This window comes from Klebsiella sp. 141153 (genome assembly GCF_032601995.1).
Classification (GTDB): domain Bacteria; phylum Pseudomonadota; class Gammaproteobacteria; order Enterobacterales; family Enterobacteriaceae; genus Klebsiella; species Klebsiella aerogenes.
Map to the genome: position 1 here is coordinate 529,506 of NZ_JAQIRJ010000001.1, position 15,123 is coordinate 544,628.

Sequence of the window (15,123 nt, forward strand, 5' to 3'; positions counted from 1 at the left end):
TTTTATGGCGTCGCTCGTGGACGGCTGGCCTTCATCGGGATGCGCGATACCACCAGCGCCCCCAAAACCAGGAACCCGGCAACGAGGTAAAATCCGGCGTTGAAGCTACCGGTTAAATCCTTCAGCCAACCGAATAATAACGGACTCATGGCCGATCCCATATTACCCGTCGCGTTAATCACCGCAATGCCGATCGCTCGCGAGCGCAGGCTGATGGATTGATCCGGCGTGGTCCAGAAAATCACCATCGCCGCATAGGCACCCGCCGAGGCCATAATCACCCCCAACAGTTGCATGATGCTATTTGACCCGTGCGCCGCCAGCATCCAGCCCGCGGCGGCAAACAGGTAGGGCAATAACGTGTGCAGCTTACGTTCCTGTAAGCGGTCAGAACGTTTGCTCCACCAGATCATCGCCATAATGGTACAGATATGCGGTACGGCGCTGAGCAGGCCAATGGCGATATTGCTGCTGCCCTGGTTAAAGCTTTTGAGAATGAGAGGCGTCCAGACGCTAAGCGCGCTTAAAGTATTACAGAGAAAGAAATAGGCCAGCGTATACATCAACACCACCGGGGTGAATACGTCGCGCCAGAGGCTGCCTTTCCCCTGCTGCAGCGCGCTCAGACTGGCGCTACCGTTCGGTTGCACTAGTCGTAGTTTGTCCTTTTCCATCATCTCGTTAAGGCAACGTTTGTCTTCATCGCTCAGCCATTTGGCCTTTTTCGGGCTATCATCGAGATAGAACCAGACCACCGCCCCCAACAGCACCGATGGGAATCCTTCCAGCAGGAACAACCACTGCCAGCCTTTAAGCGCCAGCATACCATCCATACTGAGAATATAGCCGGAGACCAGCGAGCCCAGCGCCATCGTCACCGGCATAGCAATCATAAACAACGCATTGGCGCGCGCCCGGTAGTAGGCCGGAAACCAGTAGGTTAAGTAGAGCAGAAGCCCCGGAAGAAAACCGGCTTCGGCAATCCCCACCAGCATGCGCAGCAGATACAGGCTATTCGGCCCGGTCGCAAACATGGTCGCTGTCGATGCAATCCCCCAAACCACCATAATGCTGGCAATCCAGCGACGGGCGCCAACGATCCCCAGCATGATGTTACTGGGAATACCAAAGATGACATACATCGCGTAGAACAACGTCGTCGCGAGGCCGAACATGGTGCTACTCAGCCCCAAATCCTGGCTCATCGTGAGCCCGGCAAAGCCAATATTGATACGGTCAAGAAACGAAAAGATAAAAAGCAGAAACAGAAAAGGGATCAAGCGCCGGAACAATTTATTGATCACCACCTGCTCGCGCGGGCTCAGGCGTTCAGCGCCACCGGCATCGGCGACAGGCGGAGAAGTGGCCGGTATATTATCGGTCATGTCAGGGTTTCCTTTTGCTCATCGGTATTGAAAATGCAGGCGTTTTAGCCAATGACGCTGCGGATACCGCTGAACGTGCCAGGGTATCGTTTCGACGACCTCCCGGCTGGATTCAATCCACCGCACTGAGATTCTTATAGAACCTTTCGTTTCGTTTAGACATTTTTATTTACATAATTGATACAAATTTGCAGCATAAGTAACATTTCACGAATCATTTATTGGCGAGTGACGGAAACAAAAAACCCGCCGGCCGGCGGGTTCAGTCGTGATAAGCGGGGAACTCAGCGCTTGCGCGGCATCATGCGCAGCAGCGTATTATCTTTCCATAAATAGTGATGCAGCAGCGCCGCCAGCGCGTGCAGGCCAATGACGAAATAGCCGATATTCGCCAGTACGCCGTGCAGTTCCTTCAGGGTGTTGACCAAAGCGAAGTTGCTTTGCGCCGCAAAGGGCATCGTCAGGCCGAAAGCAAACCACGGGTTACCGCGGTAATACATCATTACCATGCCAATCGCCGGTAGCGCGATAAACAGCAGGTATATCACCAGATGGCCAAGATGGGCGAAACCGGTCATCATCGGCGAGGGTTTAGGAACAATCGGCGGCGCTGGAGACTTCAGGCGCACCAGAAGCCGTACGACCATCAGGACAAAAATGGAAATGCCGCAGGAAACGTGGATCATGTTGATTACCGGGCGGTCGCTGCGTGGGAAGAAGCCGCGCAGTTCCATCGCCGCGTAGGCGACGGCAACCAGTAAAAAGACCAGCCAGTGTATTCCTATCTGCAGGCCAGAATATTTATCGCGCATGAATAAACCTTAATGGAAGTGTGATGTTGTTAACATAACCGCCTTCCCTTAAATTTTCATTAACCTTTACCGAGGATTAAACAACAGCGTTGGCGCGAATTGAAGATCATAGGGCTCTTTTGCAAAGAGCCCAGGGCAATGTTACTGCTCGGTGAGCTGCAGTTCTGCAATGACCGGCAGATGGTCGCTGGCCGCTGACCAGTTAAATTCCGGCGAATTATGCGGGATCTCCAGCTTCTTCACATCCCACTTTTGCCCTTTGAAGGTGAAAATGTGGTCGATATCAATGGCCGGGTTAACGGCAGGCCAGCTACGCGTATCCGTCCCCTGCTTCGACACTTCGTTAAAGAAATAACCGATCTCTTTCACCGGCTGTTCTTCACGGGTTGAATTAAAATCGCCGGCCAGGATCTTAATTGAGGAGGCGATATCTTTAAAATCAGACGCCGCATCGCCAATACTCAAATCGAGCAGATAGCGAGCCTGCTCGGTACGCATGGTGGGGTCTTTTTGCCAGTCAAGATGAGTCACCATGATAATCGGCGCGGAATCAAAGCCAGGTACGTCGACCTGCGCCAGCAGCGCCACACGCTGTTCCGCATTGCCTGATGGCAGCTTCACCACCTGCGAATGCAGGATTTTGTATTTTGACAGCAGCCCCAGACCGTACTCTCCGCCATCGAAATCTAACGCTTTACCAAAGGCATAATGCATATTGTTAGCATCGGCAATCGTCTTAAGCTGATCGATTTTCTGGCTGCGCTGGGTTTTGTTATCGACTTCCGGAACAGCGATAATGTCAGCGTTAATTTTTTTAATCGCTGAATTAAGTGCCGTAAAATCGGCCACATTATCAGAAGCTTCATTCTTGCCGATATTATAGGTTGCTATGCGCAATTTCGGCTGATTTTGGGTATAGACTTTATCTGGCACCCCGCCTTTTTGTACTGCAAGTATTTCATTACCCGCAAGTTTCTCAGCCGCCAGAACGTTAGCCGACAGACACGCCAGCGTCACCATCGTCAGTGCAATGCTCTTTTTCATTGGTATGTTATTCCCCTATTTAAGTATTCTTATATTAGGGTACCGAGTGAAGACATTGATTATCGTGATGTATGGCGCAAACTTATAACGCATAGTGAATTAAGTATCCCGAAACATTTAGGTTATCCACAAAACGGGTCAGTATCAGATCGCATAGTTTGTGGATAACTCGCCTCAGACCGCGTCAGCTCTACCCTCTCGCCATATGTTCATTATTCAACCACATACGCGTGCATGCAGGATGGACGCCTGCCTAAATACCGTAACGACATGTAGGTAATGTTTACCATTTAACGCCGCATGATGAAGCAGGCAGGGTTATACTTCCTTCGCACCATCTCGCTCCACGTGACAGTGACCGAAGACGCTTAAGGTAGATAACTTAGCCATTGGAACACCGCAGGTGAATAGCTAAGTCAATGAAAGGAAGAGATATATCCTTCCCCACTCTATCTGAAGATAGTTTTAATGTATCAACTTCACCACCAGGAGAGTACCCATGAGTAAACTTGGTATTAATGGATTTGGTCGTATTGGACGCTTAGTACTTCGTCGTCTGTTGGAAGTAAATAGCCCGCTAGAGGTCGTAGCCATCAACGATCTCACCTCGCCGAAAGTCTTAGCCTATCTGCTTAAACATGACTCTAACTACGGCCCTTTCCCATGGAGCGTTGATTTTACAGAAGATGCGCTAATCGTTGATGGTAAGAAAATTACCGTTTATGCGGAAAAAGAGGCCCAGCATATTCCGTGGAAAGCCGCGGGCGCAGAGGTGATTGTTGAATGTACCGGCTTCTATACGTCGGCTGAAAAATCGCAGGCGCACCTGACCGCCGGCGCGAAGAAAGTGCTGATTTCCGCCCCTGCCGGCGAGATGAAAACCATCGTTTATCACGTCAATGACGACACCATGAGCCCGGATGACACCATTATTTCGGTTGCATCCTGCACCACTAACTGTCTGGCGCCAATGGCTAAAGTGCTGAACGATGCTTTCGGCATTACCGTGGGCACCATGACCACTATTCACGCTTATACCGGTACGCAATCGCTGGTCGACGGACCCCGTGGCAAAGACCTGCGCGCCTCGCGAGCGGCGGCGGAGAACGTTATACCCCACACCACCGGCGCGGCAAAAGCCATCGGTCTGGTGATCCCGGAACTCAGTGGGAAACTGAAAGGTCACGCCCAGCGCGTGCCGACTAAAACCGGCTCAGTCACTGAGCTTGTGTCCGTGCTGGCGAAGAAAGTCACCGCGGAAGAGGTTAATCAGGCCATGAAAAATGCGGCGGCGAACAACGAGTCTTTTGGCTACACCGAAGAAGAAATTGTCTCCTCCGACATTATCGGCAGCCATTTCGGCTCAATCTATGATGCGACCCAGCTGGAGATCGTAGAGGCCGGCGGCGTACAGCTAGTGAAAACCGTGGCCTGGTACGATAACGAGTACGGTTTTGTCACCCAGCTTGTCCGCGTGCTGGATAAATTCGCGAAGTAATCCCAGAATCTGCGGATAGCTGCGGCTATCCGCCTTTCTCCCTACCCCAGCGTTCTGGCGTTCAGCGCCTGGCTCAATAGCGTATCTGCACGCAAGCATTGCCACGCCGCGCTAACATCGCGTGGGAAATCGACATGGGTAATAAAATCTTTACCGTTGGGGCCATAACCCTGCGGGTTATCCAGCAAACGCGGCAGCTCGCCAAGCAGCAGTTCCAGATAACGCCCCACCGGCCACAGTCCACTATCATCTCCGCTGAATCTCAGGCCAGCAGCGCTTTTTTCGAGCCGCGGCGAACAACCGGGGTAGCTCCACCACTGCGGCGGCGCCGGAGCATCCTGCCAGACGCGGGCAAACGTCGCCATCGTCCGACGCTGCATGGTCGGATCCTGAATCACCACGCCAGAGGTATGATCCAGCCCACGCTCTTCCAGTAACCGGCGGGTAAACCACGCGTTTTCTCCGCAGTTGGTTGAACGGTCTTCCACCACAATGCGATCGCGCGGTATTTGCCAGAAACGTTCGGCGATATCCGCCAGGATATGCGATTCCGGACGCCCCTCTACCTGCAGCGCCTGATAGTGCGGATGCTTTCGTACAGCGTTATATAAAAAGGTCGTCGAATGGCCAATGCCGCCGCTTATCAGCAACGGGACCTGCGCCTGCGCCGCCAGGTGACAGGCGGCATCAATCGTCGGGATCACCGCATTGCCGGCCAGCACGACAATTTTCGGCTGTGGCTCCTGCGGTAAATCATCCTGCGCCAACCAGGCGCCAATCTGATTGGCCGCCGCTAACGTCTCGAGCGAAAGCGCCGGGAAATGCTCTGTCATACCCTTTCCTTCTATTGTCCTGGTCCATCAATGAAGTGCCGGGCGACATCATAAACCGCGCTAAGGCGAAAAGGAAAATCCGGCAGCCACGCTTAAGCTGCCGGGTATCATCAGGCGCTGACATTATCCAAAGCCAGTTGCCCTTCGCGCTTCTGTTTCACTTTCCAGAAGCACCATAGCGCGATAAACCACACCGGCGAGGCCATCAGCGCCAGCAGCGTATCCGGGTCGAAAATCATAATGAAGATCGAGAAGGCGAAAAACAGCAGGCTCAGCCAGCACATCACCACTCCCGCCGGCATTTTGAATTTCGACTGCGCGTGCAGGTTCGGGCGTTTATGACGATACACCAGATATGCCACAAGGATCATACCCCAGCTGAAAACCACCATGATCGCCGCCAGCGTCGACACAATGGTAAATAACGTCATCACGTTTGGCACCAGGAACAGCAGTAACGTGCCGCTTAGCATGCAGAAGCAGGAGAACAGCAGGCTACGTACCGGAATGCGGGTATTACGCGACAGAATACGGAACTGCCAGTGCGCATGTTTTTCCACCGACAGGCCGTAGAGCATGCGGGTACTGGAGTAAACGCCGCTGTTCGCCGACGACATGGCCGACGTTAAGGCGACAAAGTTAATTACCGCGGCGGCGGCAGGCAGCCCGGCCTTGGCGAACAGGGTCACGAACGGACTGGCATCCGGCGAGACGCCAGGCCATGAAGCCACGGCAATAATGACCACCATCGACAGCAGATAGAAAATAATGATGCGCAGCGGCAGCGCGTTAATCGCCTTCGGCAAGATGCGCTCAGGATCGCGCGTTTCCGCCGTCATGGTGCCGAGTAGCTCAATACCGGTGAAGGAGAAAATCGCTATCTGGAAACCGGCGAAGAAACCGGTCACGCCGTGGGGCATAAAGGCCGTCGGGTCGGTAATATGGCCTAAAGAAGCCTTCACGCCATCCGGCGAAGTCCAGCCAATAGCAATCATCCACGCGCCGGTCAAAATCAGCGCGATGATGGTGATAACTTTAATCAGCGCAAACCAGAACTCGGCCTCGCCGAACATTTTTACCGACAACAGATTAAACAAGAACAGGATCCCAAGCGTACTCAGCGCGGGCATCCACGCCGACATCTCCGGGAACCAGTACTGCATATAGCTGCCGCAAACCACCACGTCGGCGATACAGGTCACCACCCAGCTAAGCCAGTAGGTCCAGCCCAGATAGAAGCTGGCCTGCGGGCCGAGATAATCGCCGACGAAATCCGCAAACGAACGATAATCCAGGCGGGTCAGCAACAGCTCCCCCATCGCCCGCATCACCATATAGGTAAAGAAACCTACCAGTAGATAAATAAGCAGAATGGACGTTCCGGCGACGGCGATGTTTCTGCCCGCCCCCATAAACAGTCCGGTGCCGATAGCGCCGCCCAGCGCAATCATCTGAATGTGCCGGGCGCCAAGGCCGCGTTTGAGCTGCGACGGGCACTCCCCGTCGGCGGCAGGATGAACCTGCCCCTCACGTTGATGTTCAGTCATGTTGATTCCTTCAAGCAGGCATGGAAAGGCTTGGCGCGGTAGCGGTCAACAGCAGCCCGGCGCGTTGACCGGCGGCGACGCCCGCATTCGGAAACAGGATGTAGGGGGCGTCGGCATTGACCACCCAGGTTTTCTGTGCTTGACGGGCGATTTCATAGCCTGCCGGCAGCGCGGTAAAGTTTTCAATTTTCGGGTCGAGATTAAGGGTGAAACCGTTCTCGCTCTTGATGATGCTCTGCTGCACCACAAAGTATTCGACCGGCGCTTTGCTGCGCGGCGGCATGATGCCATCGGCGATCAGCGCGCCGATGGCCAGTTCGGTGGCGGCAAACAAGCGCAGATCATTTTCACCGAATGGCATCACCTTCCCCAGTTCCAGCGTGGCGCTTTGCGCGCCGAACTTCTCGCTGGTGAAGTGGGTAAAGGTGCCGCCCGGTTCGGTATGGCGCACGATGGCGTCCATACCGCTGGCCTGTAACAGCTGATAAAAATCCGCGCCGTAGTCGCCATCATGAGCGGGCAGCAGCGCAAACTGCCGATATTTCGACCCGCGAATGGCGGTATGCAGATCGAGATGCGTGCGCGGCACCTTGCCGTGGACATCGGCGCTACGGAAGAAGGCCTGTACGGCCATCTCCAGTTCAAAAGCGCGCCGCGATTCGTTACCGGGCATCGCCGCCAGATGGCGACCGCCAAACAGCCGGTTGAGATCGTTATGCAGATAGCGACGGCCGGCGCGAATGGCGGGCAGATTGCCGAACACCACCAGTAGCGCGTGGGTCAGCGGCTGTTCGCCATGGCTTAACCCCTGCAGGATCTGCAGCAACATTTCAATCGGCGCGGTTTCGTTACCGTGCACCCCGGCGGAAAGCACCGTCGCCTGTCGCCAGGGCGTTTTTGGCAGCAGTTGCAGAATGCCATCGCCTAACCAACTGGCTTCGATAGTCGGCGGAAAGGTCCATGTCTGCAGTTTACAATGCAGTAAATCGTTGACGTTTTGTTCCATTCCCGGCCCCTTATCGCTGGAAGTCATAAATCGCGCCCAGATGTAAAATCTGCGTCAGCTCGTCCAGCGCCTGATAAACCTCGCGCAGTAGCTGCGGGTCGGCGAGATCGCTGGCATGCAGACGGTCGCGATAATGCTTTTCAACCCACGCGGTCAGCTGCCGGTAGCGTTCGTCATTCATCAGACTGTGAGCGTTGACCGCCGCGCGCTCGGCATCGTTAAGCACCACCCGCAGACGTAAACAGGCCGGGCCGCCGCCGTTGCGCATGCTTTCACGTAGATCGAATGCCGCCACTTCATCGATAGGCGATGCGCTATCGGCGGCGAGAGCGGAGAGATAACGCCAGACGTTTTCACGCTGACGACACTCTTCCGGCACCACGATCAGCATTTTGCCATCGGTTTTGCTCAGTAACTGGCTGTTGAACAGATAAGAGGCCACCGCGTCATCGAGGCTAACCTGCTCGTCCGGCACTTCAACGCTGGTAAATGGAATATTCAGACTGGCGTTTCTCTCCTTCAGCGTCGCCAGCACCTCCTGCTGTTGCAGGAAGGCGTGTTGATGATGGAACAGTACGTGACGGTTGCTGACGGCGATAACATCATTGTGGAATACGCCATGGTCGATAGCCTGCGGATTTTGCTGAGCGAATACGGTGTACTGCGGGTCGAGCTGATGCAGACGCGCCACCGCTTCGCTGGCCTCCAGCGTCTGGCGTGCGGGGTATTTTGCTGGCGTAACACCGCCGCTGGCGCGCTTACCGTAAACAAAAAACTGCACGCCCTGGCGGTCATAATCCCCGCAGAAACGGTTATGGTTAGCGGCCCCTTCATCACCTAAATCGCCATGCTGCGGCAGTGCCGCGTGATGCGCAAAGTAGCGCTCATCGGCGAAGGTCGCCCTGAGGATGGCCGAGGTGATCGGCGCTTCCTGCATGCGGTGCAGCTTATTGTTGAGGTTCGCCACCGTAAAATGCACTTTTCTATCAGCGCTATCGGCCGACGGCGACACGGTGGCGGCGTTGGCGGTCCACATCGAGGAAGCGGAGCTAAAAGCCGATAATAACTGCGGGGCCTCTTTGGCCGCACGCTGGATCACCTGCTCATCGCTGCCCTGAAAACCAATGCTGCGCAGCATCGTCATATTTGGCCGCGGCTGCGGCGGCAGAATGCCCTGTACAAAGCCACGATCGGCCAGGGTCTTCATCTTATAAAGTCCCTGCAGCGCCGCCTTCTTCGGGTTAGATAAACCGTCACGGTTGTTTTGTGACGCTTCGTTGCCTACCGACAACCCGGCGTAGTGGTGCGTTGGCCCCACCAGGCCGTCAAAATTCGCTTCAAATCCAGACATAGTGTCCTCACAAAAACGGTTATCAGAATGGCAGACCTGGCGACGTCGTCGCCGGAAGCGTCAGCGTTTCGCTGACCAGAGAAGCCATCGGCCAGGCGCAATAATCGGCGGCATACCACGCCGAGGCGCGATGGTTGCCGGAGGCGCCGACACCGCCGAATGGCGCTTTGCTGGAGGCCCCGGTGAGCGGTTTGTTCCAGTTAACGATCCCGGCGCGCGCTTCGTCGGCCAGCTTGTCGAACAGCGCCGGGTCGGCGGAAATAAGCCCGACCGCCAGACCGTAGCGGGTGTTATTGGCAATCGCGATCGCCTCATCGAACCGGTCGTATCGAATCACGGTAAGCAGCGGGCCGAAGTACTCTTCATCCGGTACCGTAATCCCGGTAACGTCGATAATCCCCGGCGTTAACACGGTAGAGTGAGGGTCCGGCTGGCTCATGCGCAGCAGCACTTTGCCGCCCAGCGCTTCCAGCTTCGCCTGCGCCGCCAGCATGCCCTGCGCCGCGCTTTGCGAAATCACCCCGCCCATAAACGGCTGCGGTTCGGCGTCCCATTTACCGGCGCGGATCTGCCGACTGGCATCAATCAGTTGTTCGACTAGCGCATCGCCCTGTTCGCCGCGCGGTACCAGTAAACGACGCGCGCAGGTGCAGCGCTGCCCGGCGGAGATAAAGGCCGATTGAATAATCACGTTCAGCGCCGCAACGCTATCGGTAACGTCGGCCACGATCAGCGAGTTATTGCCGCCCATTTCAAGCGCCAACATTTTCTCCGGCTGACCGCCGAGGTAACGGTGGAAGTGGAAGCCAGCGGCGGCGCTACCGGTAAACAGCACGCCGTCGATATCGCGATTTTCCAGCAGCGCCTGGCCGGTATCTTTCGCCCCCTGCACCAGGTTTAGCACCCCATCCGGGATCCCAGCCTGCTGCCATAGCTGAACGGTGAGTTCCGCGGTCGCCGGCGTCAATTCGCTCGGTTTAAATACCACGGTGTTACCGGCGATCAGCGCCGGGATAATATGGCCGTTCGGCAGATGCCCCGGGAAGTTGTAAGGGCCAAACACCGCCATCACGCCGTGCGGCTTATGGCGCAGCAGCGCTTTGCCGTCCGGCATAGCGGACTCGCGATAACCGGTGCGTTCGGCGTAGGCATCAATGGAAATCCCGGCTTTGCCGATCATCGCCTGTACTTCAGTGCGGGTTTCCCACAGCGGCTTGCTGGTTTCACGGGAAATTAACGTCGCCAGTGCCTCTTTATTCTCTTCCAGCAGCGCCGCGAAACGCTGAACCACGGCAATGCGTTCGCTTAATGGACGATGCGACCAGCCATAAAACGCCTCGCGCGCGGCGGCGCAGGCGGCCTGCACGTCGGCCGCGCCCGCACTTTGCGCCTGCCATAAAACGGACTGGTCTTCCGGCGCCAGCTTAGTTAACGGCGCGCCTGCGCCCTGCTGCCACTTACCTGCTATAAACTGTGCGTTTACCGCCATGATCTGTTTTCCTCTGGATTGAGTGTCACCGCGTGAACCCGGTCGGTGGCATTGACCTGCAGGGCGTCCAGCGCCTGCTGATCGAGCGCTCCCGGCGTTTCTTGCGCGATGAGCACCGCGCGGAAATTATCAAACTGTCCGTTGGCGACGATGGTTGGCGTCGCCTGCGGCGTCATGAGTTGCAGCGCCGGCAGCGAATAGCTCTCTCTGATAGCGCGAATATTATCGGTTTCAGCTTCCAGTACCGGGCCGGCATCGAAGATGTCGACGGACCCGCGCCAGCTAAACCCTTCTTTTTCGAGAATAGCCCGCGCCGGCGCGGTGTTAGCATGAACCTGGCCTATCACCTCGCGGGCATCATCCGGCAGCAGCGAGATGTAAATCGGGTAAGCCGGCATCAGTTCGGCGATAAAGGTTTTCATCCCTGTACCGGTGAGGCGATCGGCATCGGCGAAAGGAATGTCGAAAAAGTGGTGCCCCAACGCATCCCAGAATGGCGAATTACCCTGCTCGTCGCTGCGCCCGCGCAGCTCGGCAAACAGATGAGGCGAAAACCACTCGCGGAACGCGGCAATAAAGACAAACCGCGCTTTGGAGAGCAGCAGGCCGTTGCGGTTCTTCTGGTACTCCGGGTCCAGAAACAGGGTACAGAGTTCGCTATGGCCGGTATGGTCGTAGCTTAAATTGAGCAATTCCTGATGCTTGTATACCCCAAGCTCTTTAGATGCCCGTACCGTCTTTTGAATACGAAAATTGTAGAACGGTTCGTCGAGCCCCACCGCGACCTCAATGGCGCTGACGCCGACAACCCGGCTCAGTTCGGTATCTTCCAGAACAAACAGAAACCCCTGTTCGCCGCGCGTCAGCTTGCCGGCAAAGGTTTCTACGCTACGTTTGATCCGTGCGGCGAGGCGCACGGCATCATTGGGCAGCGATGTCATTCCCACGCCCGCCCGGGAGGCCAGGCGGACAATATCATCAAGGTCGTTTTCCCGTACGGGACGAAATAACATCATAGGCCGTCTCCCGGATTAGCTGGTTAAGCGGGTGACGGCGCGCTCAAGGCGCACGAAGGCTTCATCAATATCCGCCAGGGGAATATTGAGCGCCGGGGCGAAACGCAGTACGTCCGGCCCGGCTATCAGCGCGATCAGCCCCTCTTCCGCCGCCAGATTGGTCAGCGCTTTGGCTTTGCCGCGCAGATGGCTTGCCAGTTCGGCGCCAATCAGCAGCCCCATCCCACGCACGGCGCTAAAGACATCATATTTGGCGTTCAGCGCATTGAGTTTATCGACGATAAGGGTATGGCGTTCGCCCACGCCCGCCAGCAGCGCGCTATCCATTTGCGCCAGCACGCTATTAGCGACGGTCGCCGCCAGCGGGTTGCCGCCGAAAGTCGTGCCGTGAGTACCGGGCTGGAACACCTGCGCCCAGGCCTCTTTCGCCAGCATCGCGCCAATTGGGAAGCCGCCGCCCAGCCCTTTCGCGCTGGTGAGAATATCCGGAACCACGTTGTAATGCTGGTAAGCATACAGTTGGCCCGTACGCCCGGCGCCGGTCTGCACTTCATCAAAAATCAGCGTTGCTTCATGCTCATCGCACAGGTCGCGCAGCGCCTGCAGGAATTGCGGATCCGCCGGCATGACGCCGCCTTCGCCGATAATCGGTTCGACGATGACCGCGCAGGTGCGGGAAGAGAATGCCGCTTTCACCGCGTCGATGTCGTTATACGGCAGATGGGTGATGTCCTGCGGTAATGGCGCATAGTCGCTGGAATACTTCGGCTGTCCTCCCACGGTGACGGTAAACAGAGTGCGCCCATGGAAAGAGTTCTTGAAGGCGATGATTTCGCTCTTGTCGGCGCCGAATTTGTCGTGCGCATACTTGCGCGCCAGCTTCAGCGCGGCTTCGTTGGCTTCAGCGCCGGAGTTACAGAAGAAAATTTTATCGGCGAAGGTCGACTCCACCAGCGTTTTCGCCAGCTGCAGCACCGGTTCGTTGGTATAGCCGTTGCCGATGTGCCACAGCTTATCCAGCTGCGCTTTCAGCGCGTTAGCCAGCGCCGGATTCGCATGACCCAGCGCGTTAACCGCAATGCCGCCAGCCACGTCAATGTACTCTTTACCCTGCTGGTCCCAGACGCGGGAGCCCGCCGCTTTCACCGGGATAAACGGCGCGGGAGCGAAACACGGAACCATATAAGCATCAAAATCTTCGCGAGTGATACTGCCTGACATAACAATTCTCCGGAACGAGGATCGGCGGCATAAATTGGCCAATCGTGAATAGTCGAATTTAACAATTTCCCTTTAGCCGTTTTCAGGGCGCACACGTCCCGCTGCGATGACAAATATTTTCACCACAACTGAAATAAGCTATTTTATTTGTATGGGTATATGTTAATTCACGGTTAATACCTTGTGTATTGCGTGAGCTAATGCTGGGCCCTGACGCGCAACAAAGTCAATACAACCACGAATCATTTTATTCACTTTTAGAGGATCATCAATATAATGAAAAATATGAAAAAATTATTTCAGTATTCACTTATCTGCATAAAATATGCATATTTATGCATGACATGCAGGCGCCAGAGTGTGCTTATTTATTCAAATGCAACCCCAAAAAACTAACAAAAATGTAAAATTCGGAATAGCCGTCAAATACTGGTTTATAAAATTGGTGATAACATTCATCACACAGATTTTACTGCTGTACCTATTCCACGGTTTTACACGACACAAATAACATTGAGATACAGGACTCTTATGGAAAAGTTATCTTACGCATCTGAAAGTAGTACATCTCCATGGACCACTTACCTGCGCCAGATCGACCGCGTCGCGCCGTATCTGGGCGACCTCGCCTACTGGGTGGAAACCCTGCGCCACCCGAAACGCGCGCTGATCGTTGATATTCCAGTGCAGATGGATGATGGCACCATCCGCCATTTCGAAGGCTATCGCGTACAGCACAATCTATCGCGTGGACCGGGTAAAGGTGGTGTTCGCTACCATCCGGATGTCGATCTTAACGAGGTAATGGCGCTTTCTGCCTGGATGACCATCAAGTGCGCCGCGGTCAATATTCCTTACGGCGGAGCCAAAGGCGGCATCCGCGTCGACCCGTTCTCACTGTCTGAAGGCGAGCTGGAACGTCTGACCCGTCGCTATACCAGCGAAATCGGCATTATCATTGGACCACAGAAAGATATTCCGGCGCCGGACGTAGGCACCAACGGTAAAGTGATGGCGTGGATGATGGACACCTACTCTATGAACCACGGCACCACTATCACCGGCGTGGTTACCGGTAAGCCGATTCATCTCGGCGGTTCGCTGGGGCGTGAAAAAGCTACCGGCCGCGGCGTCTTCGTCACCGGTCGTGAAGTGGCTCGTCGTAACGGTATCGAAATCGAAGGCGCGAAAGTCGCGCTGCAAGGTTTTGGTAACGTCGGCAGCGAAGCCGCTCGTCTGTTCGCCGACGTTGGCGCGCGTATTGTCGTGATCCAGGATCACACCGCGACCCTGTTCAACGAAGGCGGCATCGACATGCAGGCGCTGACCGCATGGCAGGCCGAGAACAAGAAGATCGCCGGCTTCCCGGGCGCGCGTGAAATCGCTAAAGAAGATTTCTGGACCACCGAGATGGATATCCTGATCCCGGCAGCGCTGGAAGGCCAAATCACCCGTGAGCGCGCGGAAAAAATCAGCTGTAAGCTGATCCTCGAAGGCGCCAACGGCCCGACCTATCCGGACGCCGACGACGTGCTCGCCGACCGCGGAGTGATCGTGGTTCCGGACGTTATCTGTAACGCCGGCGGCGTGACCGTCAGCTACTTCGAATGGGTTCAGGATATGGCGAGCTTCTTCTGGAGCGAAGAAGAGATCAACGCCAAAATGGACCGCATCATGACCGATGCTATCGTTCATGTCTGCGATAAAGCCGCCGAGAAAGCCTGTTCTCTGCGTACCGCGGCCTATATCGTCGCCTGTGAGCGCATCCTGCTGGCGCGTAAAGATCGCGGCATCTATCCGGGCTAATGTCCTGGTAATCCAGATGTTCAACCCGGGCTCGCCCGGGTTTTTTATTTTTTTTCCACGTGTCAGCCGGCCTTTTCCACAAAAAACGCACATTGCGTTAACCTATTTTTATCTT

12 protein-coding genes are annotated in these 15,123 nt (G+C 55.5%); 2 read left to right on the forward strand and 10 right to left on the reverse strand.

Annotated features, from left to right (window positions below; translation table 11 throughout):
• Nucleotides 1–2: 2 nt before the first annotated feature.
• The 3 genes from hpaX to PGS10_RS02600 form a co-directional block, all read right to left on the reverse strand.
• A complete protein-coding gene (gene hpaX, locus PGS10_RS02590; protein WP_213797144.1) occupies nucleotides 3–1,385 on the reverse strand; it encodes a 4-hydroxyphenylacetate permease in 1,383 nt (460 codons plus the stop codon).
• A 284-nt stretch (nucleotides 1,386–1,669) separates the two neighbouring features.
• A complete protein-coding gene (gene cybB / locus PGS10_RS02595; protein ID WP_047048825.1) occupies nucleotides 1,670–2,197 on the reverse strand; it encodes a cytochrome b561 in 528 nt (175 codons plus the stop codon).
• 141 nt (nucleotides 2,198–2,338) lie between these two features.
• Complete coding sequence (locus PGS10_RS02600; protein ID WP_052766200.1) at nucleotides 2,339–3,241, reverse strand: endonuclease/exonuclease/phosphatase family protein; 903 nt, start codon at nucleotides 3,239–3,241, stop codon at nucleotides 2,339–2,341.
• Nucleotides 3,242–3,740: 499 nt separating this feature from the next.
• Between PGS10_RS02600 and gap the strand changes: the two genes are divergently transcribed.
• Nucleotides 3,741–4,739, forward strand: a complete 999-nt coding sequence (gene gap, locus PGS10_RS02605; RefSeq protein ID WP_045393926.1) for a type I glyceraldehyde-3-phosphate dehydrogenase — start codon at nucleotides 3,741–3,743, stop codon at nucleotides 4,737–4,739.
• Nucleotides 4,740–4,780: 41 nt separating this feature from the next.
• Here the strand turns inward: gap and PGS10_RS02610 are convergent, their stop codons facing one another.
• The 7 genes from PGS10_RS02610 to PGS10_RS02640 form a co-directional block, all read right to left on the reverse strand.
• Nucleotides 4,781–5,572, reverse strand: a complete 792-nt coding sequence (locus PGS10_RS02610; protein ID WP_316422384.1) for a YdcF family protein — start codon at nucleotides 5,570–5,572, stop codon at nucleotides 4,781–4,783.
• A gap of 110 nt (nucleotides 5,573–5,682) precedes the next feature.
• Complete coding sequence (locus PGS10_RS02615; RefSeq protein WP_063416062.1) at nucleotides 5,683–7,119, reverse strand: amino acid permease; 1,437 nt, start codon at nucleotides 7,117–7,119, stop codon at nucleotides 5,683–5,685.
• A 10-nt stretch (nucleotides 7,120–7,129) separates the two neighbouring features.
• Nucleotides 7,130–8,125: a succinylglutamate desuccinylase gene (astE, locus tag PGS10_RS02620; RefSeq protein ID WP_045393920.1), complete on the reverse strand. Its 996-nt coding sequence runs from the start codon at nucleotides 8,123–8,125 to the stop codon at nucleotides 7,130–7,132.
• 10 nt (nucleotides 8,126–8,135) lie between these two features.
• The gene (astB, locus tag PGS10_RS02625) at nucleotides 8,136–9,476 is read right to left on the reverse strand and encodes an N-succinylarginine dihydrolase (protein ID WP_045393918.1); all 1,341 of its coding nucleotides are present in this window, start codon (nucleotides 9,474–9,476) and stop codon (nucleotides 8,136–8,138) included.
• Nucleotides 9,477–9,498: 22 nt separating this feature from the next.
• Nucleotides 9,499–10,965, reverse strand: a complete 1,467-nt coding sequence (gene astD / locus PGS10_RS02630) for a succinylglutamate-semialdehyde dehydrogenase (protein ID WP_049060835.1) — start codon at nucleotides 10,963–10,965, stop codon at nucleotides 9,499–9,501.
• Nucleotides 10,956–11,978: an arginine N-succinyltransferase gene (astA, locus tag PGS10_RS02635; protein WP_161801935.1), complete on the reverse strand. Its 1,023-nt coding sequence runs from the start codon at nucleotides 11,976–11,978 to the stop codon at nucleotides 10,956–10,958. Before astA ends, astD begins: the two co-directional genes overlap by 10 nt.
• Before the next feature lie 18 nt (nucleotides 11,979–11,996).
• Nucleotides 11,997–13,202 (reverse strand): bifunctional succinylornithine transaminase/acetylornithine transaminase, encoded by a 1,206-nt coding sequence (locus tag PGS10_RS02640; RefSeq protein WP_316422388.1) that lies wholly within the window; start codon nucleotides 13,200–13,202, stop codon nucleotides 11,997–11,999.
• 531 nt (nucleotides 13,203–13,733) lie between these two features.
• Here PGS10_RS02640 and PGS10_RS02645 point away from each other — a divergent pair.
• Nucleotides 13,734–15,008 carry a Glu/Leu/Phe/Val family dehydrogenase gene (locus PGS10_RS02645; protein ID WP_015366353.1) on the forward strand — a complete coding sequence of 425 codons (1,275 nt, stop codon included), beginning with the start codon at nucleotides 13,734–13,736 and terminating at the stop codon, nucleotides 15,006–15,008.
• Nucleotides 15,009–15,123: the final 115 nt, after the last annotated feature.